20 protein-coding genes are annotated in these 20,397 nt (G+C 40.3%); 14 read left to right on the top strand and 6 right to left on the bottom strand.

The window, feature by feature from the left end:
* Positions 1-98 precede the first annotated feature (98 nt).
* Positions 99-626, top strand: coding sequence for a YaeQ family protein (locus EXT43_RS03055; RefSeq protein WP_130166317.1), 528 nt, complete (start codon positions 99-101; stop codon positions 624-626).
* Here the strand turns inward: EXT43_RS03055 and yfaE are convergent.
* The 5 genes from yfaE to ubiG form a co-directional block, all read right to left on the bottom strand.
* Positions 623-895: a class I ribonucleotide reductase maintenance protein YfaE gene (gene yfaE, locus EXT43_RS03060; RefSeq protein WP_130166318.1), complete on the bottom strand. Its 273-nt coding sequence runs from the start codon at positions 893-895 to the stop codon at positions 623-625. The genes EXT43_RS03055 and yfaE overlap by 4 nt on opposite strands.
* Positions 895-2,025: a class Ia ribonucleoside-diphosphate reductase subunit beta gene (gene nrdB, locus EXT43_RS03065; protein WP_054551358.1), complete on the bottom strand. Its 1,131-nt coding sequence runs from the start codon at positions 2,023-2,025 to the stop codon at positions 895-897. The genes yfaE and nrdB overlap by 1 nt, the downstream gene beginning before the upstream one ends.
* Before the next feature lie 70 nt (positions 2,026-2,095).
* On the bottom strand, positions 2,096-4,381 hold the full coding sequence (gene nrdA / locus EXT43_RS03070; protein ID WP_054551357.1) for a class 1a ribonucleoside-diphosphate reductase subunit alpha: 2,286 nt from the start codon (positions 4,379-4,381) through the stop codon (positions 2,096-2,098).
* Between the two features lie 392 nt (positions 4,382-4,773).
* Positions 4,774-5,448, bottom strand: coding sequence for an HAD-IA family hydrolase (locus tag EXT43_RS03075; protein WP_063528553.1), 675 nt, complete (start codon positions 5,446-5,448; stop codon positions 4,774-4,776).
* Complete coding sequence (gene ubiG / locus EXT43_RS03080) at positions 5,448-6,158, bottom strand: bifunctional 2-polyprenyl-6-hydroxyphenol methylase/3-demethylubiquinol 3-O-methyltransferase UbiG (protein WP_058585083.1); 711 nt, start codon at positions 6,156-6,158, stop codon at positions 5,448-5,450. Before ubiG ends, EXT43_RS03075 begins: the two co-directional genes overlap by 1 nt.
* Positions 6,159-6,334: 176 nt before the next feature.
* On the opposite strand from ubiG, the gene gyrA reads away from it, so the two are divergent.
* From gyrA to EXT43_RS03145, 13 genes are all read left to right on the top strand, one after another.
* The gene (gene gyrA / locus EXT43_RS03085; RefSeq protein WP_130166319.1) at positions 6,335-9,031 is read left to right on the top strand and encodes a DNA topoisomerase (ATP-hydrolyzing) subunit A; all 2,697 of its coding nucleotides are present in this window, start codon (positions 6,335-6,337) and stop codon (positions 9,029-9,031) included.
* A gap of 69 nt (positions 9,032-9,100) precedes the next feature.
* Positions 9,101-10,189 (top strand): 3-phosphoserine/phosphohydroxythreonine transaminase, encoded by a 1,089-nt coding sequence (gene serC / locus EXT43_RS03090; protein WP_058585081.1) that lies wholly within the window; start codon positions 9,101-9,103, stop codon positions 10,187-10,189.
* Positions 10,190-10,191: 2 nt separating this feature from the next.
* Positions 10,192-11,472, top strand: a complete 1,281-nt coding sequence (gene aroA / locus EXT43_RS03095; RefSeq protein WP_062564455.1) for a 3-phosphoshikimate 1-carboxyvinyltransferase — start codon at positions 10,192-10,194, stop codon at positions 11,470-11,472.
* Positions 11,473-11,576: 104 nt separating this feature from the next.
* Entirely contained in the window at positions 11,577-12,284 is a 708-nt protein-coding gene (gene cmk / locus EXT43_RS03100) for a (d)CMP kinase (RefSeq protein ID WP_058585079.1), read from the top strand.
* Between the two features lie 98 nt (positions 12,285-12,382).
* Positions 12,383-14,050, top strand: coding sequence for a 30S ribosomal protein S1 (rpsA, locus tag EXT43_RS03105; RefSeq protein WP_054551350.1), 1,668 nt, complete (start codon positions 12,383-12,385; stop codon positions 14,048-14,050).
* A 65-nt stretch (positions 14,051-14,115) separates the two neighbouring features.
* Positions 14,116-14,403, top strand: a complete 288-nt coding sequence (ihfB, locus tag EXT43_RS03110) for an integration host factor subunit beta (RefSeq protein ID WP_036968575.1) — start codon at positions 14,116-14,118, stop codon at positions 14,401-14,403.
* A 20-nt stretch (positions 14,404-14,423) separates the two neighbouring features.
* Positions 14,424-14,705 carry a LapA family protein gene (locus tag EXT43_RS03115; protein WP_054551349.1) on the top strand — a complete coding sequence of 94 codons (282 nt, stop codon included), beginning with the start codon at positions 14,424-14,426 and terminating at the stop codon, positions 14,703-14,705.
* Positions 14,706-14,707: 2 nt separating this feature from the next.
* On the top strand, positions 14,708-15,844 hold the full coding sequence (gene lapB, locus EXT43_RS03120; protein ID WP_058585078.1) for a lipopolysaccharide assembly protein LapB: 1,137 nt from the start codon (positions 14,708-14,710) through the stop codon (positions 15,842-15,844).
* A gap of 32 nt (positions 15,845-15,876) precedes the next feature.
* Entirely contained in the window at positions 15,877-16,581 is a 705-nt protein-coding gene (gene pyrF / locus EXT43_RS03125; protein ID WP_062564454.1) for an orotidine-5'-phosphate decarboxylase, read from the top strand.
* A 374-nt stretch (positions 16,582-16,955) separates the two neighbouring features.
* Positions 16,956-17,204, top strand: a complete 249-nt coding sequence (locus tag EXT43_RS03130) for a hypothetical protein (RefSeq protein WP_062564453.1) — start codon at positions 16,956-16,958, stop codon at positions 17,202-17,204.
* Between the two features lie 240 nt (positions 17,205-17,444).
* Positions 17,445-18,440 carry a hypothetical protein gene (locus tag EXT43_RS03135; RefSeq protein ID WP_130166320.1) on the top strand — a complete coding sequence of 332 codons (996 nt, stop codon included), beginning with the start codon at positions 17,445-17,447 and terminating at the stop codon, positions 18,438-18,440.
* 63 nt (positions 18,441-18,503) lie between these two features.
* On the top strand, positions 18,504-18,848 hold the full coding sequence (locus EXT43_RS03140; RefSeq protein ID WP_062564451.1) for a hypothetical protein: 345 nt from the start codon (positions 18,504-18,506) through the stop codon (positions 18,846-18,848).
* A gap of 41 nt (positions 18,849-18,889) precedes the next feature.
* Entirely contained in the window at positions 18,890-19,339 is a 450-nt protein-coding gene (locus EXT43_RS03145; protein WP_062564450.1) for a hypothetical protein, read from the top strand.
* Positions 19,340-19,565: 226 nt separating this feature from the next.
* Here EXT43_RS03145 and EXT43_RS03150 read toward each other — a convergent pair whose 3' ends face one another.
* Entirely contained in the window at positions 19,566-20,396 is an 831-nt protein-coding gene (locus tag EXT43_RS03150; protein ID WP_062564449.1) for a S1-like domain-containing RNA-binding protein, read from the bottom strand.
* Between the last annotated feature and the right edge of the window lies 1 nt (position 20,397).

A 20,397-nucleotide genomic window follows, 5' to 3' on the forward strand; every position in this document is an offset into this window, starting at 1 on the left:
TAACGTTATACTATAACTTTACCTATACCTTAACCCTAAGTCGCGATTTTAACACCATACACTATACTTAGACTGTTACACTGAGATGGCCAAATCTTATGTCTGATAAAAATAGGGTATTTAAAGCAAATTTCACCATTGCTGATTTAAGAGAGCACCGCAATCATAAAGAGGTGTTTACCACTGCTTGTGATCGTCGTGAAAGCTATCAACACTTTGTACTTAAACTTTTAAGTTATTGCTTATTTTCACACAACGAAACAGCCATATTGAATGCAAGGTTCAGTCATGGTGAACCAGATGTGTCAATAAAAGCGCTTGATGATCATTATCAAACATGGCTTGTTGTTGACCAACCAGATATTTTACAGCTCAACAAAATCGCTAAGCGGGTCGATGAACTATGGGTCGTGACAACCTTAAATAACGACTGGCTTAAAGAAAATGAGCACCAGTTGGAACTTATCAATAATGGTCATTTAATTGCATTTGATAAAAATTTCATTGAGGAGTTAGCGGGTCATCTAACTAAAAACTTACAGTGGGATGTTACGATTGATCAACAAATGGTGAGTGTGTCAGATAAAGAAAATTTCTACCAAACCAGTGAGCTTATTTGGCATTAAAGCTCTATTGTTACCTTTCCATTGGGTTTACTGCAACACAGCAATACTTCGCCTGTTCGAACGAACGCAAGCGGTTCTTGATTGTAGCTCACATCACCTTCAACTAATTTTGCACGGCAAGCGCCACAATAACCTTCACGGCATTGGTAGGGGACATCTATTTTGTTTTGTTCTAGGCATTCAAGGAGAGATGAACAGCCAGAATCAAATTCAAGATTCTGGCTGTCTGTTCCTGCAAGGATAACCTCTGCAGTTTTGTTTGAGCTCATTACAGGTCGAAGTCACCAAAGTCAGATGCATCAACTTGAGAGTCAATTTGACCAACAAGGTAAGAGCTGATTTCAGCTTCTTGTGGAGCAACTTGAACGTTGTCTGATACTAACCAAGAGTTGATCCACGGAATAGGGTTACTCTTACTTTCGAACTGTGCAGGTAGGCCTACTGCAGTCATACGTGCATTAGTGATGTATTCAACGTATTGGCATAAGATATCTTTGTTAAGACCAATCATAGAACCATCTTTGAACAAGTATTCTGCCCAATCTTTTTCTTGTTCTGCTGCTTCAACAAACATCTGAATTGCTTCTTCACGACATTGTGCTGCAACGATTGCCATTTCTGGGTCGTCTTTACCTTCTTGCATAATGTTCAAGATGTGCTGTGTACCAGATAAGTGTAACGCTTCATCACGGGCGATTAGCTTGATGATTTTTGCATTACCTTCCATTAATTCACGCTCAGCGAAAGCAAATGAACAAGCAAAGCTTACATAGAAACGAATCGCTTCTAAGATGTTAACCGACATCATTGCAAGGTAAAGTTGCTTTTTAAGGTCAAATAAGCTGACTTTAACTTCTTCACCGTTGATCACATGTTTACCTTCACCATATAGGTTGTAAACAGAAATCATGTTTATTAAATCATCGTAATACTTAGTTACCGCATCAGCACGCTCACTGATTTTCTCGTTGCTTACGATATCGTCAAAGATAAGTTCAGGAGATTGCGTAACGTTACGGATAATGTGTGTGTATGAACGGCTGTGAATAGTTTCACTAAATGCCCATGTTTCAATCCAAGTTTCTAGCTCAGGAATAGACACAATAGGTAGTAACGCAACGTTAGGTGAACGACCTTGCACACTATCAAGTAGCGTTTGATATTTTAAGTTGCTTAAAAAGATGTGCTTTTCGTGCTCTGGTAACGCTTGGAAGTCAAGACGGTCTTTACTTACATCAACTTCTTCAGGACGCCAAAAGAACGAAAGTTGCTTTTCAATTAGCTTTTCGAAGATAGGGTACTTTTGTTGGTCGTAACGTGACACGTTTACCGTTTGGCCGAAAAACATCGGTTCTTGTAATTGGTTATTATGATTTCGGCTAAAAGTTGTATATGACATAGTGATTTCTCAAAAAACAGTCAGGACAAAGCGGGCTAATGAGCCCGCTTTTGTTATGTTATTAATTTAATTAGATTTTACAAGCGCCGCCTGCACAACCGTCATCTTCTACCTCTGGTGTTAACTCATCTTGAGAGTCTGATGCACCATCACGTGTGTTGTGATAGTACAGGGTTTTAACACCAAGTTTGTACGCAGTCAGTAGGTCTTTTAATAGCACCTTCATAGGTACTTTACCGCCTTCGTACTTAGATGGATCATAGTTAGTGTTTGCAGAGATCGTTTGGTCAACGAATTTTTGCATAATACCAACCAGTTGTAGGTAACCATCGTTTGAAGGAATATCCCACAGTAGCTCGTAGTTATCTTTCAGATTTTCATAATCTGGCACTACTTGCTTTAAGATACCATCTTTACTTGCTTTAACGCTGATATGACCACGTGGTGGCTCAATACCATTTGTTGCGTTAGAGATTTGCGATGATGTCTCTGAAGGCATAAGGGCAGATAGCGTTGAGTTACGCATACCGTGCTCTTTAATGCTTTCGCGTAATGAATCCCAATCTAAGTGAAGAGGCTCATCACAGAACTGATCTAGGTCACGTTTGTAAGTATCTGTTGGCATAATGCCTTGAGAATACGTTGTCTCGTTAAATTTAGGACACGCACCACGTTCTTTCGCTAACTCATTTGACGCTTTCATTAGGTAATATTGAATTGCTTCAAATGTTTTGTGAGTTAGGGCATTTGCGCTGCCATCTGAGTAACGCTTACCATTTTTCGCTAAGTAGTACGCGTAGTTAATAACACCAATACCTAGCGTACGACGACCCATGGTCGCGTTTTTAGCCGCAGGAACAGGGTAGTCTTGGAAATCAAGTAAGTTATCAAGGGCACGTACTGCAAGTTCAGCAAGCTCTTCTAATTCATCAAGTGATTCAATTGCACCTAAGTTAAACGCCGACAGCGTACAAAGTGCAATTTCACCTTCTTCATCCATTACATTGCTAAGTGGCTTAGTTGGTAATGCAATTTCTAAACATAAGTTAGATTGACGAATAGGTGCCACAGTCGAGATGAACGGGCTGTGCGTATTACAGTGGTCAACGTTTTGTAAGTAGATACGACCTGTGCTCGCACGCTCTTGTGCAAACATTGAGAATAACTCAATCGCCTTAATACGTTTTTTACGAATTGACTCGTCTTGTTCGTATTTGATATATAGCTCATCAAACTTTGCTTGATCTTCAAAGAACGCATCGTATAGACCTGGTACATCTGAAGGGCTAAATAATGTGATGTAATCGTCTTTGATTAAACGGCTATACATTAATTTGTTGAACTGCACACCGTAGTCAAGGTGACGTACACGGTTATCATCAACACCACGGTTGTTCTTAAGAACAAGTAGGTTTTCAACTTCTAAGTGCCAAAGTGGGTAGAACAACGTTGCTGCGCCGCCACGAACACCACCTTGTGAACAGCTCTTAACTGCTGTTTGGAAGTGCTTATAAAACGGAATACAACCTGTGTGGTACGCTTCGCCGTTACGAATAGGGCTACCAAGCGCACGGATGCGACCGGCATTAATACCAATACCTGCACGTTGTGAAACGTATTTAACAATCGCAGACGATGTTGCATTAATAGAATCTAGGCTATCACCACATTCAATAAGTACACATGAGCTGAACTGACGTGTAGGGGTACGTACACCAGCCATGATAGGTGTAGGTAATGAAATTTTGAATGTAGATACTGCATCATAAAAACGCTTGATGTAATCAAGGCGTGTCTCTTTTGGATAATCAGAGAATAAGCTTGCAGCAACTAAGATATATAAAAACTGTGCACTTTCGTAGATTTCACCAGTAACACGGTTTTGAACTAAATACTTACCTTCAAGTTGCTTTACAGCAGCGTAGCTGAAGTTTAAGTCACGGTTGTGATCGATGTAAGCATCTAACTCGTCAATTTCTTGCTCGGTATAATCAACAAGTAGATGTTGATCATAACGCTTGTCTTCAACTAATTTCGTGATGTGATCGTATAAGCGTGGTGGCTCAAATTGACCGTACGCTTTTTTACGTAAATGGAATACAGCTAAGCGAGCAGCTAGGTATTGGTAATCAGGCGTATCTTTAGAGATCTGATCAGCTGCAGCTTTGATGATTGTTTCATGAATGTCATCGGTACGAATGCCGTCGTAAAATTGAATATGTGATTTTAATTCAACTTGTGAGACAGACACATTCTCTAGACCTTCTGCGGCCCAAGCGATCACGCGATGGATCTTATCTAGATCAAGTGACTCTTTACGGCCGTCACGTTTGCTTACAGATAGCTGTTGGTTCATAGTTTTGCCTGTATTCCTTGGGAAATTATAGTTGTAAAGACAAAGGTATTCTTTATGTAATTATTATTATTAAACGCCAGGGTGATCTAATTGAATAACATTTAGCCACAATATCTGGTGTTGTTTAAATTGCAGATCACAAGATAGTGTGGTCTGCGCTGTTTTGCAAGGGATAGAATTGCCCCATTTTGTGGATAACTATTGGATAAACGCATTGTGTTAGTGACCATTAACCTTTGAACATTCATAGACGACGAAATTTGTAGAAATCAACAAAAGATCCAGAAAATTTACCGTTTTTAAAAATAAATTTTGACTGATTTTTTTATCATCAATGAATGCTCAAAAGTAAATCAAATCACAATATATGGTGTTTCAGTTATCAAATAACACTATATATGGTTAAAACCATCAATCGGCGTTTGCCAATTGAAATCCGCTTGCCAGCCAAGTGCGGCATCTACACTGGGTATATAACCCCATAACGCTGTTGCGCTGTACATATTGGCCGCTTTTGCAGCTTGAATATCACGTTCAGCATCACCGATATACAAACAACGGCTCGGATCAACGTCTAAGATCTCAGCGGTGTGTAATAGTGGATCCGGTGATGGTTTTGACACTGCTAATGTATCGCCACTCACAACCGCCTTTGCATCACGCAAAGAGGGAATAGCTTGCACTAAGGGCTCAGTTAAAAAGCCGGGCTTATTAGTCATAATGCCCCACTTAATATTGTTTTGCTCAAGTGCAATTAAAAGCTGTTCTATGCCATTGAAACATTTACTGTGCACAGCAATATCTTCGGCGTAGTAGTCAAGAAGCTGCTGACGCAAGGCGAGTTGTTCAAGTTCAGGCCATTTATCACCAAAGCCCACTTCTAATAATGCATTTGCACCGTTAGAAGCTGCAGGGCGATAAACATGCTCAGCAACAGGCGCCACATTGGCATCTGCTAACACTCGGTTTAATGCACCACCTAAGTCATCCGCGGTATCGAGTAGTGTGCCATCTAAATCAAAGATAAACGCATCAAAATCGATAGAGGGTGCTTGCACACCACTCATCAGGCTAGTTTCTCAAAGTGCAGGATGTAATTAACACTTACATCATCATTTAAGCTGTACTGCTTAGAAAACGGGTTATAGTGAAGGCCGGTACTGGCGCGTACTTTTAATCCCGCTTCTTCTGCCCATGCAATAAGCTGTGCAGGTTTGATAAACTTTTTATGATCATGTGTACCTTCAGGTACCATTTTCAAAAGCTTTTCAGCACCGACAATAGCAAACAAATAAGCTTTTGGTGTTTTATTTAATGTTGAAAAGAATACATCGGCGCCCGGTTTAGCAAGCTCAGCGACAGCACGAATAATAGAAGCAGGGTCAGGAACATGCTCAAGCATTTCCATACAAGTCACTACATCAAAGCGAGCAGGGTGCTCAGCAGCAAATTGCTCTGCAGGTACTTTTATATAATCAACAGGTACGCCTGTTTCTAAACTATGTAACTTAGCAACGGTAAGTGGCTCTTGACCCATATCGATGCCGGTTACTTTAGCGCCCATACGCGCCATACTTTCACTTAAGATGCCGCCACCACAGCCAACATCTAAGGTTTCCTTATCAAATAGGCCGCCTACTTTATCAGCGACAAAATCCAAACGTAGAGGATTTATTTCATGAAGGGGTTTGAACTCTCCGTCGCGGTCCCACCAACGTTCTGCGATGGCTTCAAACTTTGCAATTTCTGCATTATCTACATTTTGATGCTCGGTCATAAAAAACTTCCTCGTTAATCTGAGGCCATTATATAGGGGGAAATTAATAAATCGCAAAGATTTAGCGCCTGTAAATCTAAATAAATTGTGATAGCATGGTCTGGAAATAATAACTAAAGCTCTTAAGACGGCGGTTTGCCTCTTAATGAGTCAATACTGAAGGAATGTGAAATCAAATGACTGATCTCGCCAATGAAATTCTGCCAGTCAATATTGAAGATGAATTAAAAAACTCCTACCTTGATTACGCAATGAGTGTAATCGTAGGACGTGCATTGCCAGACGTACGTGACGGCTTAAAGCCAGTTCACCGCCGCGTTCTGTTTGCAATGAACGAACTCAATAATGATTGGAATAAACCTTACAAGAAATCAGCACGTGTTGTTGGTGATGTAATCGGTAAGTACCACCCACATGGCGACAGCGCGGTATATGACACTATCGTTCGTATGGCGCAGCCTTTCTCATTACGCTACATGCTTGTTGATGGCCAAGGTAACTTTGGTTCTGTTGACGGTGACTCTGCGGCAGCAATGCGTTATACGGAAGTCCGTATGGCGAAAATGTCACATGAATTATTAGCTGATTTAGAAAAAGAAACGGTTGATTACGTACCTAACTACGACGGTACTGAGCAAATTCCTGACGTATTACCTACTAAAGTACCTAACTTATTAGTAAATGGTTCTTCAGGTATCGCGGTTGGTATGGCGACAAACATTCCACCTCATAACTTAACAGAAGTTATCAATGGTTGTTTAGCGCTTATTCAAAACCCTGATATGTCAATTGCTGACCTTATTGAATATATCCCAGGTCCAGATTTCCCGACTGCGGCGATTATCAATGGTAAAAAAGGCATTGAGCAAGCGTACTTAACCGGCCGTGGTAAAGTATATATCCGTGCTCGCGCTGAAATCGAAGTTGACGAAAAAACCGGTCGTGAAACAATCATCGTTCACGAAATCCCTTATCAAGTTAACAAAGCTCGCCTTATTGAAAAGATTGCAGAGCTTGTTAAAGATAAGAAGATTGAAGGTATTAGCGCACTACGTGACGAATCAGATAAAGACGGTATGCGTATCGTTATCGAAATCAAACGTGGTGATGTTGGTGAAGTAATCTTAAACAACCTATATGCACAAACTCAGTTACAAACTGTGTTTGGTATGAACATGGTTGCACTTGATAACAACCAACCTAAGTGTTTCAACTTAAAAGAAATGCTTGAAGCGTTTATCGTACACCGCCGTGAAGTTGTTACACGTCGTACCGTATTTGATTTACGTAAAGCCCGTGACCGTGCTCATACGCTTGAAGGCTTAGCGATTGCCCTTGCGAATATCGACCCAATTATCGAACTTATTCGTAAGTCACCAACACCAGCAGAAGCAAAAGCTGCACTAACAGCACGTCCTTGGGAACTAGGCACTGTTAAAGCAATGCTTGAAAAAGCAGGTGAAGATAACGTAGCACGTCCTGATTGGTTAGCGGCTGATTTAGGTATCCGTGACGGTCAGTACTATTTATCTGAGCAACAAGCACAAGCAATCCTAGACCTACGTTTACACAAACTAACAGGTCTTGAGCATGAGAAGATCTTAGACGAGTACCAAAACTTACTTGATCTAATTGCTGAGCTTTTACATATTCTTTCAAGCCCAGAGCGTCTAATGGAAGTTATCCGCGACGAGCTAGTAGAAATTAAAGAGCAATATGGTGACGAACGTCGTACTGAAATCAGTGCAGCTGCTCACGATATTAGCCTTGAAGACCTAATCAATGAAGAAGACGTTGTTGTAACGCTTTCTCATGAAGGTTACGTTAAGTATCAACCATTATCTGACTACGAAGCACAGCGTCGTGGTGGTAAAGGTAAATCAGCAACGAAGATGAAAGATGAAGACTTCATCGAACGTCTATTAGTTGCTAACACGCACGATACAATCTTATGTTTCTCAACAGCAGGTCGCTTATACTGGTTGAAAGTATATCAGTTACCATTAGCAAGCCGTGCAGCGCGTGGTAAGCCAATTGTTAACTTATTACCTCTTGAAGCTGATGAACGTATTACTGCTATCTTACCAGTACGTGAGTACGAAGAAGATAAATACATCTTCATGGCAACAGCGTTTGGTACGGTTAAGAAAACACCACTCACAGCATACAGCCGTCAACGTGCGAGCGGTATCATCGCAGTTAACCTAAATGAAGGCGATAGCCTAATTGGTGTTGATATCACTGATGGCACGAATGAAATCATGCTATTCACTGATGCTGGTAAAGTTGTTCGCTTTAAAGAAGCAGAAGAGACAGAAGTTGTTGATGAAAATGGTAACCCAGTTCTAGACGAAAACGGTAACCCAGAAATCCGCTTCAAAGGTGTACGTCCAATGGGTCGTACAGCAACAGGTGTTCGTGGTATTAAGATGGCTGACGACCAACGCGTTGTGTCGTTAATCGTACCTAAGTCAGATAGTGCAATCCTAACTGTGACAGAAAACGGTTACGGTAAGCGTACAGCACTTGAAGATTACCCATCGAAAAGCCGTGCAACACAAGGTGTTGTATCAATCAAAGTAAGCGAGCGTAATGGCGCTGTGGTTGGTGCAGTACAAGTTGACGATAACGACGAAATCATGATTATCTCGAATCGCGGTACCTTAGTACGTACCCGTGTAAACGAGGTTTCTACGGTTGGTCGTAACACTCAAGGCGTTATTTTGATACGAACTATTGACGAAGAGCAAGTAGTTGGTTTACAACGTATCGAAGAAATCGAAGTTGATGAGCTTGAAGCCATCGAAGGCGAGGCCGTTGAAGTAGTCGATACCAATACTGAAGAAACGGGTGATAACCCACCTTCAGAATAACATTGATTTAAAAAGCGGCTTCGGCCGCTTTTTTTATCCGCACTATAATTACTGGAATGAGGCAAAGTAATGACTAAGTATAATTTTTGTGCAGGACCGGCAATGCTACCGCCGGCAGTTATGCAAAAAGCACAAAAAGAATTTATAGATTGGCAAGGTTTAGGTGTCTCTGTGATGGAAATTAGCCATCGCAGCAGCGACTTTTTAGCGCTTACCACTAAATGTGAAGCAAGCCTGCGTCGTTTAATGAATATTAGCGATGAGTTTGAAGTGTTATTTATGCACGGCGGTGGCCGTGGTCAATTCAGTGCTGTACCACTGAACCTTCACCTTGATGATAAGCCAGCTGTGTACTGTGAAAACGGTGTATGGTCTAAAGGGGCTACTTCAGAAGCGGCAAAATTCACAGCAGTTGAAAGCATCAATGTACGTGATGATGAGCAGCAAAATGGCCAGTTCTCTATAAAACCAGCAAGCAGTTGGGAATTACCTGCTGATGCGTCTTACATTCACTATTGTCCGAATGAAACCGTAGATGGCATAGAAATTTTTGACGTACCATCACACCCATCAGCACCGATTGTGGCTGATATGTCATCGACTATTTTATCGCGCGAGTTTGACGTAAATCAGTTTGATCTTATTTACGCTGGCGCACAAAAGAATATTGGCCCATCTGGTTTATCGATTGTTATTGTTCGCAAAACGCTTCTTGAGCGTGAAGGTCTTGCAAAGCCAGGTATTCTTGATTACGCCTTAGAAGCAAAACAAGGCAGCATGTATAACACACCACCGACATTCGCGTGGTACTTAGCTGCTGAAGTATTTGAATGGCTTGAAGCAAACGGCGGCGTTAAAGCGATGGAAGAACAAAACATCGCAAAAGCAGAACTTCTTTACAACTACATTGATAGCTCAGATTTTTACAGCAACAAAGTTGCTAAGCATTGCCGTTCGCGTATGAACGTACCGTTTTGGCTAAACGACGAATCTCTGAATGATAAATTCATTAGTGAGTCAAAAGAAGCTGGCTTATTAGCCCTTGAAGGTCACCGTATTGTCGGTGGTATGCGCGCAAGCATTTATAATGCGATGCCACTTGAAGGTGTTCAAGCCTTGGTTAATTTTATGGAAAAATTCGCCAAGGAGAACAGCTAATTATGGAACAGCTTCGTCTTGAACCGATTACAAAGGTAAATGGTAGTGTGACACTACCTGGCTCAAAAAGCTTATCAAACCGTATCTTGTTACTAGCTGCTCTTGCTGAGGGCACAACGGTTGTTGAAAACCTACTAGATAGTGATGATATTCGTCACATGCTAGGTGCATTAAATCTTTTAGGCGTAAATGTATCGCTTAATGAAGATAAAACAGTGGCCACCGTAGAGGGTGTTGCAGGTAAATTTAAAACCCCAAGCGAGCCTTTATTTTTAGGTAATGCCGGTACAGCTTATCGTCCACTGACAGCGGTTTTAGCTGCTGTAGATGGCGAGTACCAGCTGGTGGGCGAGCCTCGTATGGAAGAGCGTCCAATCGGCCATTTGGTTGATGCACTGCAAGCTCTGGGTGGTGATGTTGAATACCTTAAGCATAAAGATTACCCACCACTGGCCATAAAAGGCGGCAAAATCAACGGTGGTAAAGTTGAAATTGATGGCAGCATTTCTAGCCAGTTCTTAACAGCGTTACTAATGGCAGCGCCATTATTTAATGGCGATACAGAAATCACCATTAAAGGCACGCTGGTATCAAAGCCATACATTGATATTACCCTAGATGTAATGAAGCGTTTTGGCGTTACAGTAAGCCATGACAATTACGAAACATTTTACGTTGAAGGCTGTCAGCAGTATCAAGCACTTGAGCGCATTATGGTTGAAGGTGATGCATCAAGCGCCTCTTATTTTGTTGCGGCGGCTGCAATAGCAGGTGGCGAAATTGAAATTAACGGGGTAGGTGCGGCATCTGTTCAAGGTGATATTGGTTTTGCCAAAGTTATGGAGCAAGTAGGCGCCAAAATCGATTGGTATGATGAAAAGCTGGTGGTTCGTAAAGGCGAACTAAACGCGGTCGATATTGATGCCAATGCAATCCCTGATGCGGCAATGACACTAGCCACTGTTGCGCTTTTTGCTAAAGGTAAAACAGCTATTCGTAATATCTATAACTGGCGTGTAAAAGAAACAGATCGCTTATATGCCATGGCGACTGAGCTTCGTAAAGTTGGTGCAGAAGTGGTTGAAGGTGAAGATTTCATCGAAATTACACCACCAGAAACATTTAACGATGTAGCGATTGATACCTATAACGATCACCGTATTGCCATGTGTTTTGCAATGGTTGCCGTTGGCGGAAAGCCGATAACCATTAACGATCCTAAGTGTACATACAAAACTTTTCCAACGTTTTTCAAAGTACTAGAGTCTGTTTCAAGTCAATAAAACAGAAGAAAATATAAAAAGTTACATTCTAAATGCGGATCTATTTCTAGAACTGGCGTATAATATCGCGGTTTTATTTTGGTGTGCATTGCAGGAGGTTATAAATGCAGGCGTTATCAATGCCCGTAATCACCATCGATGGCCCAAGTGGTTCAGGTAAAGGAACTGTTTGTCGCTTGTTAGCCGAGAAATTAGGTTGGGATGTATTAGACAGTGGAGCGATTTACCGTGTGCTGTCACTTGCAGCGCTTCATCATCAAATTGAACTAGATAATGAAGATGCACTAGTTCCGCTAGCTGCAAACTTAGATGTACAGTTTTTGGTCGATAGCCAAACGCATACTTCTAAAATTGTCTTGGAAGGCGAAGACGTCACAACCACAATTCGTAACGAAGAAGTGGGTGCTGCGGCATCAAAAATTGCTGCATTACCACGGGTGAGAGAAGCATTATTACGTCGTCAACGTGCGTTTCGTACTGAGAGCGGCTTAATTGCCGATGGTCGTGACATGGGCACAGTTGTGTTCCCAGATGCACCATTGAAGATTTATTTAACCGCATCAGCTGAAGAGCGCGCTCGTCGTCGCTTTGCTGAGTTGAACGAACGCGGTCTTGATGTTACACTAAGTGGTCTACTTGAGGACATAAAAGCTCGCGATCACCGTGATATGACGCGTGAAGTTGCGCCGCTTGTTCCTGCAGAAGACGCCATTGAGCTTGATACTAGCGAGCTTAATGCAATGCAAGTGTTTGATAAAGTAGTAACTTTACTCGACGAAGCAGTACTTGCAGGAAAGCTTCCAAAAGCTTAAAAGTAATTTATTAAGGTACCGGCAGGAAGCTAGTGCTATTTTAACAACCCCATGCAGCATGGTTGCTAATTGGTTATTTAATTATTTAGAGACGTATAATGTCAGAAAATTTTGCGCAGTTATTTGAAGAAAGCCTTAAGGGTTTTGAAGCAGAGCAAGGCTCTATCGTTAAAGGTACTGTTATCTCAATCGAGAACAACATCGTACTTGTTGATGCTGGTCTTAAATCTGAAAGTGCAATCCCTGCTGAGCAATTCAAAAATGCTGCTGGTGAACTAGAAGTTGCTGTTGGCGACGAAGTAGATGTTGCTTTAGACGCAATCGAAGACGGTTTCGGTGAAACTATCCTTTCTCGTGAGAAAGCGAAGCGTCACGAAGCGTGGATCCGCTTAGAAAAAGCATGTGAAGAGCAAGAGACTGTTACTGGTGTTATCAACGGTAAAGTTAAAGGCGGTTTCACTGTTGAAGTTGATTCAATCCGTGCCTTCCTACCTGGTTCACTTGTTGATGTTCGTCCAGTACGTGACACAACTCACCTTGAAGGTAAAGAGCTTGAGTTCAAAGTAATCAAGCTTGACCAAAAACGTAACAACGTTGTTGTTTCTCGCCGTGCAGTTATCGAATCAGAGAACTCACAAGAGCGTGAAGAACTTCTTGCTAACCTTGTTGAAGGTCAAGAAGTTAAAGGTATCGTTAAGAACCTTACTGACTACGGTGCGTTCGTTGACCTTGGTGGTGTTGACGGTCTACTACACATCACAGACATGGCGTGGAAGCGTGTTAAGCACCCTTCAGAAATCGTTAATGTTGGCGACGAAATCGCAGTTAAAGTTCTTAAATTCGACAAAGAAAAGACTCGTGTATCTCTAGGCCTTAAACAGCTTGGCGAAGATCCATGGGCAGCTATCGCTGGTCGTTACCCAGAAGGTTCTAAGCTTTCTGGTCGTGTAACTAACCTTACTGACTACGGTTGTTTCGTTGAAATCGAAGAAGGCGTAGAAGGTCTAGTACACGTTTCTGAAATGGATTGGACTAACAAGAACATCCACCCTTCAAAAGTTGTTTCACTAGGTGACACTGTTGAAGTTATGGTTCTTGAAATCGACGAAGAGCGTCGTCGTATTTCTCTTGGTCTTAAGCAATGTATTGCTAACCCATGGCAAGAATTTGCTCGTCTACAAAACAAAGGCGACCAAGTTACTGGTAAGATCAAATCAATCACTGACTTCGGTATCTTCATCGGTCTTGAAGGCGGTATTGACGGTCTTGTTCACCTTTCAGACATTTCTTGGAACACGCCAGGCGAAGAAGCTGTACGTGAATTCAAGAAAGGCGACGAAATCACTGCTATCGTATTACAAGTTGACCCAGAGCGTGAGCGTATCTCTCTAGGCGTTAAACAAATCGAAGCTGACCCATTCAATAACTACCTGGACGCAAACAAAAAAGGTGCTATTGTTAAAGGTAAAGTGACTGAAGTTGATGCGAAAGGCGCAACTGTTGAGCTAATCGAAGGCGTTGAAGGTTACATCCGTGTAGCTGATATCGCTCAAGAGCGTGTTGAAGATGCTACTACTGTAGTTTCTGCAGGCGACGAAATCGAAGCGAAATACGTTGGTGTTGATCGTAAGAACCGCACTTTAAGCTTATCTGTTAAAGCTCTTTTCGAAGCAGAAGAGAAAGAAGTACTAGAGAAGCTTAAGAAAGAAGAGCCAGCGTTCGAAAACGCTATGGCTGCAGCATTCAAAAATGCTCAAAAAGACTAATATCTAGTCTTTTAAAATTGGAAGGGCAGTTTTGCCCTTCCTTTACCACTCTTTAAGGAAACGCTATGACTAAGTCAGAATTGATAGAACAACTTGCCGAGCAACACGCACACATCCCTGTGAAAGATGTTGAAAATGCCGTTAAAGAAATTCTTGAACAAATGGCCGGCTCATTATCTAGCTCAGATCGCATCGAGATCCGTGGCTTTGGAAGTTTCTCATTGCATTATCGTTCTCCTCGCACAGGTCGTAATCCAAAGACTGGCGAAACAGTTGAGTTAGACGGTAAGCACGTACCACATTTTAAACCAGGTAAAGAATTACGTGACCGCGTAAATGCGAGTATTGCCTAGTTTTATACAGGAGTAGTTACTTGTTTAGGGTATTAAAAATTGTATTAATTGCGCTGTGTTTATTTATTGCGTTTGTACTTGGTTCACAGAATCCACAATTGGTGCAAATCAATTATTTAATCGCCAGTAATACTTTGCCCCTAGCTGTTGTAATAAGTATCTGCTTTATTTTAGGTGTCGCAATTGGTTGTTTTATAAGCTTTACACTGTTTTCTCAGTTAAAGTGGCAAAATTATCGCTTAAAGAAAAAATTAGCGCCTGAAAAAAACAATAAAAAGCTTGTTGCTAATAAAGACACCTAATCATGATTGAGCTTCTGTTTTTACTTTTACCCGTTGCAGCCGGTTACGGTTGGATAATGGGTAAAAACAGCGCTAAAAACCAAGCTCATCAGCTTAATCGCCAAATTACCTCTGAATATTCTAAAGGCCTTAAATTTCTCCTAGACAGAGAAGAAGACCAAGGCTTAGAGCACCTTATTAATCTACTCGAAGTTGCCGCTGATTCTGTTGAACACTATTCAACGCTTGCAACTATGTTCCGCCGCCGAGGCGAACTTGACCGCGCCATTAAAATTCATGAACTGCTATTAAAACATCCAAGTCTTGATGAGCAACAAGCTGCAACCAGCCGCTTAGAACTTGCTGAAGATTACATTATGGCAGGCTTGTTAGATGGTGCAGAAGAGCATTTAGTATGGCTTGTTAAGGCAGGCTATAAAGAAGCCTTAGAGCCAATTATTAATCTTTATTCACAAACCCGTGAATGGGAAAAGGGCATTAACATGTACGAGGCCCACAGTGAGTTATTCACTAAACCTCAGCATGTAAAAGCGATTGCCAATTTTTATTGTGAAGCAGCCTTACAAGACAATGATACGCAAATTATGCGTAAAGCCATTAGCTTAAACCATAAAGCCATTCGCCCGTTGTATGAGCTTGGCCATAGTGCTTTCACCAAAGAAGATTATGTAAAAGCAATTTACTACTGGCGCGAGCTTATTAGCCAATTCACGTTTTTTGCGCCGGTGTTTATTGAAGAATTAGCGCTCAGTTATCAAAAGCTAAACTTAACGCATCAGTTTTACGAATTGCTCAATGAACTGCTCGATAAAGGTGGCGTATTAATAAAAATAAAACACTGCCAAGCTTTACTTGAGCAAGGCCATATCGAGCAAGCAATCAAATTTTTAACGGATAGTTTAAAGCGTCATCCGACTATTCGTGGCTTTAGCTTCTTATTACAGCTACTAGCTAAACAAAACAACGATATTAAAGATGTACTCGATCAAATTGATAAGCTAGTAACGTCTTATATCGCAACCAAACCTGATTTTCAGTGCCAACACTGTGGCTTTACCAGTCATACCATTTATTGGGTATGTCCATCTTGTAAGCACTGGGAAACAATTGTTCCAAGCCGTGGCATAGACGGTTTTTAATTCATATTAGTCCATTAGTTTTTAGGAAAGTTATGTCTGTCGAAGATTCAAAAAAAGTATTAATTGCCCTTGATTATGATGATCAACAAACAGCTCTTGCGTTTGTAAAGCAATTATCGCCTGATACGTGTCGCCTTAAAGTAGGCAAAGAAATGTTCACGTATTTCGGTCCTAGCTTTGTTAAGGAACTAATCGACTTAGGTTTTGATGTATTCTTAGACCTAAAATTTCACGATATTCCAAACACAGTAGCTAAAGCTGTAACCGCAGCTGCAAAAATGGGTGTATGGATGGTTAACGTGCATGCCTCAGGTGGCGTTGAAATGATGACTAAAGCAAAACAAGCTTTAGAGCAGTTTGGTGATGATGCTCCATTACTGATTGCAGTAACTGTACTAACTAGTATGGATGCCGCTGAGCTTACTCGTTTAGGTGTAGATAAAACGCCAGAAGAGCAAGTCATTTATCTAGCAAAACTTGCCAAAGAGTCAGGCCTTGACGGGGTAGTGTGCTCAGCACAAGAAGCGAAAAAGCTAAAAGCAGAACTTGGCGCAGACTTTAAACTGGTTACTCCGGGTATTCGCCCTGCAGGCAGCGATGCAGGCGACCAAAAACGTATCATGACACCAAAACAAGCCGTTGAAGATGGTAGCGACTATTTAGTTGTAGGCCGCCCAATCACCCAATCGGCAGACCCAGTTGCAACACTAAAAGAAATTAATGACTCACTAAAATAACCTCGTTATTTTAAAGTAGTCTTTAAAGAGCATTGTAAGCGTGATTTATTGCGCTATATACAATGCTCTTTTTGTTTTTGGGGCAACCTCACAATACTTAATCTGGTGAATTCCCTAGAACTCTAGCGATCAAAAAGTGTTTATAAAGATTGGCTAAATATCATGTTGAAACAACTGTTAAACTGCTCTTTTCATATATATCAATGAAAGTGAACGTTGCGATCAGATTACTCATTTTAATTTGACTTTGATGTCTTAAAAAACTTCGTGGTAGTAATAACTTAGGGAATTTGTTAAAAATATAGAAACCAGATAATTGGCGTTAACTTTGCAAAGTATGCGCGATGAACGCACCATTTAAATGTTAGGTTTCTATGGATAAAGTATACCTACTAGAGCATTTGCACATAATTTCTGAAAACAATGAATGTGTAAAGACAATCGGGATTTATGCTTCTGAGCAAGAGGCCATTGCTGCTGTTGGAAGGCTAAAAGAGCAACCTGGGTTTAGAGATTTTCCAAATATTAACCCCGCTGCTTGTGACGAAAGTGGTTTCTATATATCGTGTTACCCACTTGGTAAAGATTATTGGGCTGAAGGTTTCGTAATAATCGACACTTAACACATATCAACATGCTTGGATAAAGTATGCATAACGATTCTTTTTTGCTTCTTTAAGTAGCTACTTATCAACCCAAGAAGAGAGTATTACCGAATTATAAACAATGAAAGCTGAAATATAAGAGTTCGTTAATAAAGAAGCATCAACTGATGAAGAACATGATTGGATTTTAGCGTTTGTTGGTAGGCATTGAATACTTACAAACTACATTAAACTTTATTTATTAAATTTGGATTTTGAATGATTTTTTTGATTTTGTGTGCTTTATCAATTTTATCTATGTTGATGTATTTCCATAGAAAACATAAGAATAATAAACGTAGACAATGTGCTTACGGATGTATAAAAGCTTACAACGTTTTAGATAAACCTGACCAATACAGTGACCTTAAAGAGTTATTTGAAACATTAGATAGCCATGAGGAGCGTTATTTTTATTCTGTAAGTATGTCTCGAATAATGTTTCCTCAAGCTTTAGATAAGTGGACAAATTCGCATCCAGACTCCGGGGATGCTCTACTTTGTTATGGTGCTCGTTTACTACAATGGTCTTGGTCTGCAAGGGGCTATGGTCGTGGAGCTGAAATATCAGAAGCTCAATGGAAAGATTTTTTCAGGCGATTGGATAAAACTAGGCAAGTATTATTAGAATGTGCAGATAAAACACCAGAGGATCCTACACCATGGGCATACTTGATTATGGTAGCTACATGGTACTCAGATAGCGATGAACTTAAATTTAAATATTATGAGGAAGCAATAGCTAGAGATTCTTATAACTGGGCTGCACACATGCACATGATCATTGCTTTATCTGAAAAGTGGGGCGGTGATAACGAAGAAATGCTTGAGTTTGCAAGAAAAGCTTCTAGGAATGCCCCGACAGGTAGTGATCTTAAGCTTATTTTAGTTAAAGCTTACATCGAATATTGGAAGTATTTAGATTTGTTTGAGAATAAAATTGATGAAGCAAATGACTTCCTTATGGACAAAAATATTCAGAAAGACATAGTTGATTTATATAACGACTCGTTAAATCATGAGAGTTTTAAAGAAACGAAAGTAACTATTTTTGTGAGATATAATTTAAGTGGTTGGTTTTGGCTTACCAGAGATAGAAGCCGCTTAAAAAAAGAGTTATCAATACTAGGCAATAAGATTGAAGACATTCATTGGCGGTGGGTTTGTACAGAAGGGCAACTTGAAGACGCTAGGTTGTTTGCTAATGAAAGCTAGAGAATTACCCGTAATCAAAAACTCTTTACTGTACATTATTTACAGTTGTAGCAAGGTGTAAAATTGACATACGAGTTTCCTGATGAAGTAGAGTTTTTTGAAAAAGGATTTGGTTATTCTTGCGAATATGATCATGATGAAGGGCTATTCTCATTCATTAAGACCTATGAGAACAACGAAAAATTAATATTTACTCATTCACCATTTATGAATAACTCAGTGAGTGTAAAGTTATTTTACGGAACGGAGTTAGTATTTCATATTTATAAAGAAGAAATTACAAGAATTGCCTTTCAAGCGTGGGGCGGTGAGTTGGTTTTAAGAGTCTATTTAGCGAACGACGATAATAACTTCTTGGTTTATTTTGAACCAAAACCAAGGCTTAGATATGTTGAGCCGAATATCTAATTGCATATAAAAACCTGTTTTCGCTTAAAAGGATTGAATTAATGGAAATCATACTAGGGCATGGAATCGACACAATTCAATTTGGTCTTACAGAGACGCAAGCTGTTTCTGCGTTAGGTGTACCTGATAAAATATTTATCACCGATTCAGAAAATAAGCGATTGCAGTTTAACCAGCTTTTAATAGAGCTGACTTTTGAAATTGACAATGATAATCGTCTTGGCTGGATCGAAGTTTACAATAAAAGTGCAGCTTTGTTTGGTTATCAACTTATAGGTAAGCCAATGGCCGAAGTTATATCAATTATTAAGACTGAACTAGGCTCTGAACCTTCTGTTGATGATTATGGCTCGTTTATATCTGTAACGTTTGAAAAAGAATGGCTAGAACTTCAATTTCATTTTAATAAACTCACAAACATTAATTTTGGTGTATTGTATAGCGATAACGATCAGCCTATATGGCCAACAACATCACTAGAATGCATTTAACATCGAGTATAAAATCTCGTATGTTCAGATTAATTTAGGTTTTTTTGATAAATTTAATTAACTCAAAATGTGAATTATATAGTTATTGAAACTAAAAAAGAGTAAAGCTTTCGCTTTACTCTTTCAAACACTTCCAATATCTTGCTAACTAGCAACTAGCAACTAGCAACTAGCAACTAGCAACTAGCAACTAGCAACTAGCAACTAGCAACTAGCAACTAGCAACTTATTTCAATCTAATCGACGTTGCTTCAATCTCGATTAAACCTTGCTTAAACAAACCGCCAATGGCTTTTTTGTAGTTTGCTTTACTGGTTGAGAAAGTCTTTTTAATTGCTTCAGGGTCTGACTTATCACCTAGGTGAAGTACGCCGCCTTCGGCTTTTAATTTAGCTAAGATTTTTTCGCCTAAGTCGTTTACTTTACCCATACCTGGCTTTTCAAGTAATACATCGATTTTACCGTCTTCACGTACTTTTTGAATAAAGCCTTTTAAACGCTGGCCAACAAATAGTTTTTTAAATACCGTGTTGTAATAAACAACGCCAATGTGGGCTTCGTTTACGAGTACTTTGTAGCCTAAGTCTGTTTTACCGGCAACGATTAAGTCAACTTCTTCCATTACAGAGTAAGTTGGTTCTTCTTTCGATAAAAACTTATTAAAGTTGCTCGATGCACAAATACGTTGGCTGGCGTTATCTAGGTATAAGCGTACAAGGTAAGAAAAGCCGTCTTTCATTTTTGGCTTTTGTTCGTTGTATGGCGCAAGTACGTCTTTTTCGAGACCCCAATCTAAAAACGCACCAGTGCTATTAATTGCTTTAACACGTAGTAGGGCATATTCGCCCACTTCAGCTAAAGGTTTTTTAGTAGTGCCGGTTGGGTGACCTGCGTGATCTAAGTAAATGAATACTTGCACGCTGTCGCCAGCTTCTAGATCGTAATCAATTTCTTTGCTTGGTAAGAATACTTCGCCTAAATCACGGCCATCTAAATAAGCACCTTCGTTAGACATTTCGTTAACGAAAAGGGTTTGTGTGGTTCCTAAAATACTCATT

Origin of the sequence: Pseudoalteromonas sp. CO109Y, from assembly GCF_004208935.1 — a bacterium.
Taxonomy (GTDB): domain Bacteria; phylum Pseudomonadota; class Gammaproteobacteria; order Enterobacterales; family Alteromonadaceae; genus Pseudoalteromonas; species Pseudoalteromonas shioyasakiensis.

Coding starts and splice junctions, on each gene's coding strand:
- EXT43_RS03055 (WP_130166317.1), top strand. CDS start 99: ATGTCTGATAAAAATAGGGTATTTAAAGCAAATTTCACCATTGCTGAT.
- yfaE (WP_130166318.1), bottom strand. CDS start 895: ATGAGCTCAAACAAAACTGCAGAGGTTATCCTTGCAGGAACAGACAGC.
- nrdB (WP_054551358.1), bottom strand. CDS start 2,025: ATGTCATATACAACTTTTAGCCGAAATCATAATAACCAATTACAAGAA.
- nrdA (WP_054551357.1), bottom strand. CDS start 4,381: ATGAACCAACAGCTATCTGTAAGCAAACGTGACGGCCGTAAAGAGTCA.
- EXT43_RS03075 (WP_063528553.1), bottom strand. CDS start 5,448: ATGAGTGGTGTGCAAGCACCCTCTATCGATTTTGATGCGTTTATCTTT.
- ubiG (WP_058585083.1), bottom strand. CDS start 6,158: ATGACCGAGCATCAAAATGTAGATAATGCAGAAATTGCAAAGTTTGAA.
- gyrA (WP_130166319.1), top strand. CDS start 6,335: ATGACTGATCTCGCCAATGAAATTCTGCCAGTCAATATTGAAGATGAA.
- serC (WP_058585081.1), top strand. CDS start 9,101: ATGACTAAGTATAATTTTTGTGCAGGACCGGCAATGCTACCGCCGGCA.
- aroA (WP_062564455.1), top strand. CDS start 10,192: ATGGAACAGCTTCGTCTTGAACCGATTACAAAGGTAAATGGTAGTGTG.
- cmk (WP_058585079.1), top strand. CDS start 11,577: ATGCAGGCGTTATCAATGCCCGTAATCACCATCGATGGCCCAAGTGGT.
- rpsA (WP_054551350.1), top strand. CDS start 12,383: ATGTCAGAAAATTTTGCGCAGTTATTTGAAGAAAGCCTTAAGGGTTTT.
- ihfB (WP_036968575.1), top strand. CDS start 14,116: ATGACTAAGTCAGAATTGATAGAACAACTTGCCGAGCAACACGCACAC.
- lapB (WP_058585078.1), top strand. CDS start 14,708: ATGATTGAGCTTCTGTTTTTACTTTTACCCGTTGCAGCCGGTTACGGT.
- pyrF (WP_062564454.1), top strand. CDS start 15,877: ATGTCTGTCGAAGATTCAAAAAAAGTATTAATTGCCCTTGATTATGAT.
- EXT43_RS03130 (WP_062564453.1), top strand. CDS start 16,956: ATGGATAAAGTATACCTACTAGAGCATTTGCACATAATTTCTGAAAAC.
- EXT43_RS03135 (WP_130166320.1), top strand. CDS start 17,445: ATGATTTTTTTGATTTTGTGTGCTTTATCAATTTTATCTATGTTGATG.
- EXT43_RS03145 (WP_062564450.1), top strand. CDS start 18,890: ATGGAAATCATACTAGGGCATGGAATCGACACAATTCAATTTGGTCTT.
- EXT43_RS03150 (WP_062564449.1), bottom strand. CDS start 20,396: ATGAGTATTTTAGGAACCACACAAACCCTTTTCGTTAACGAAATGTCT.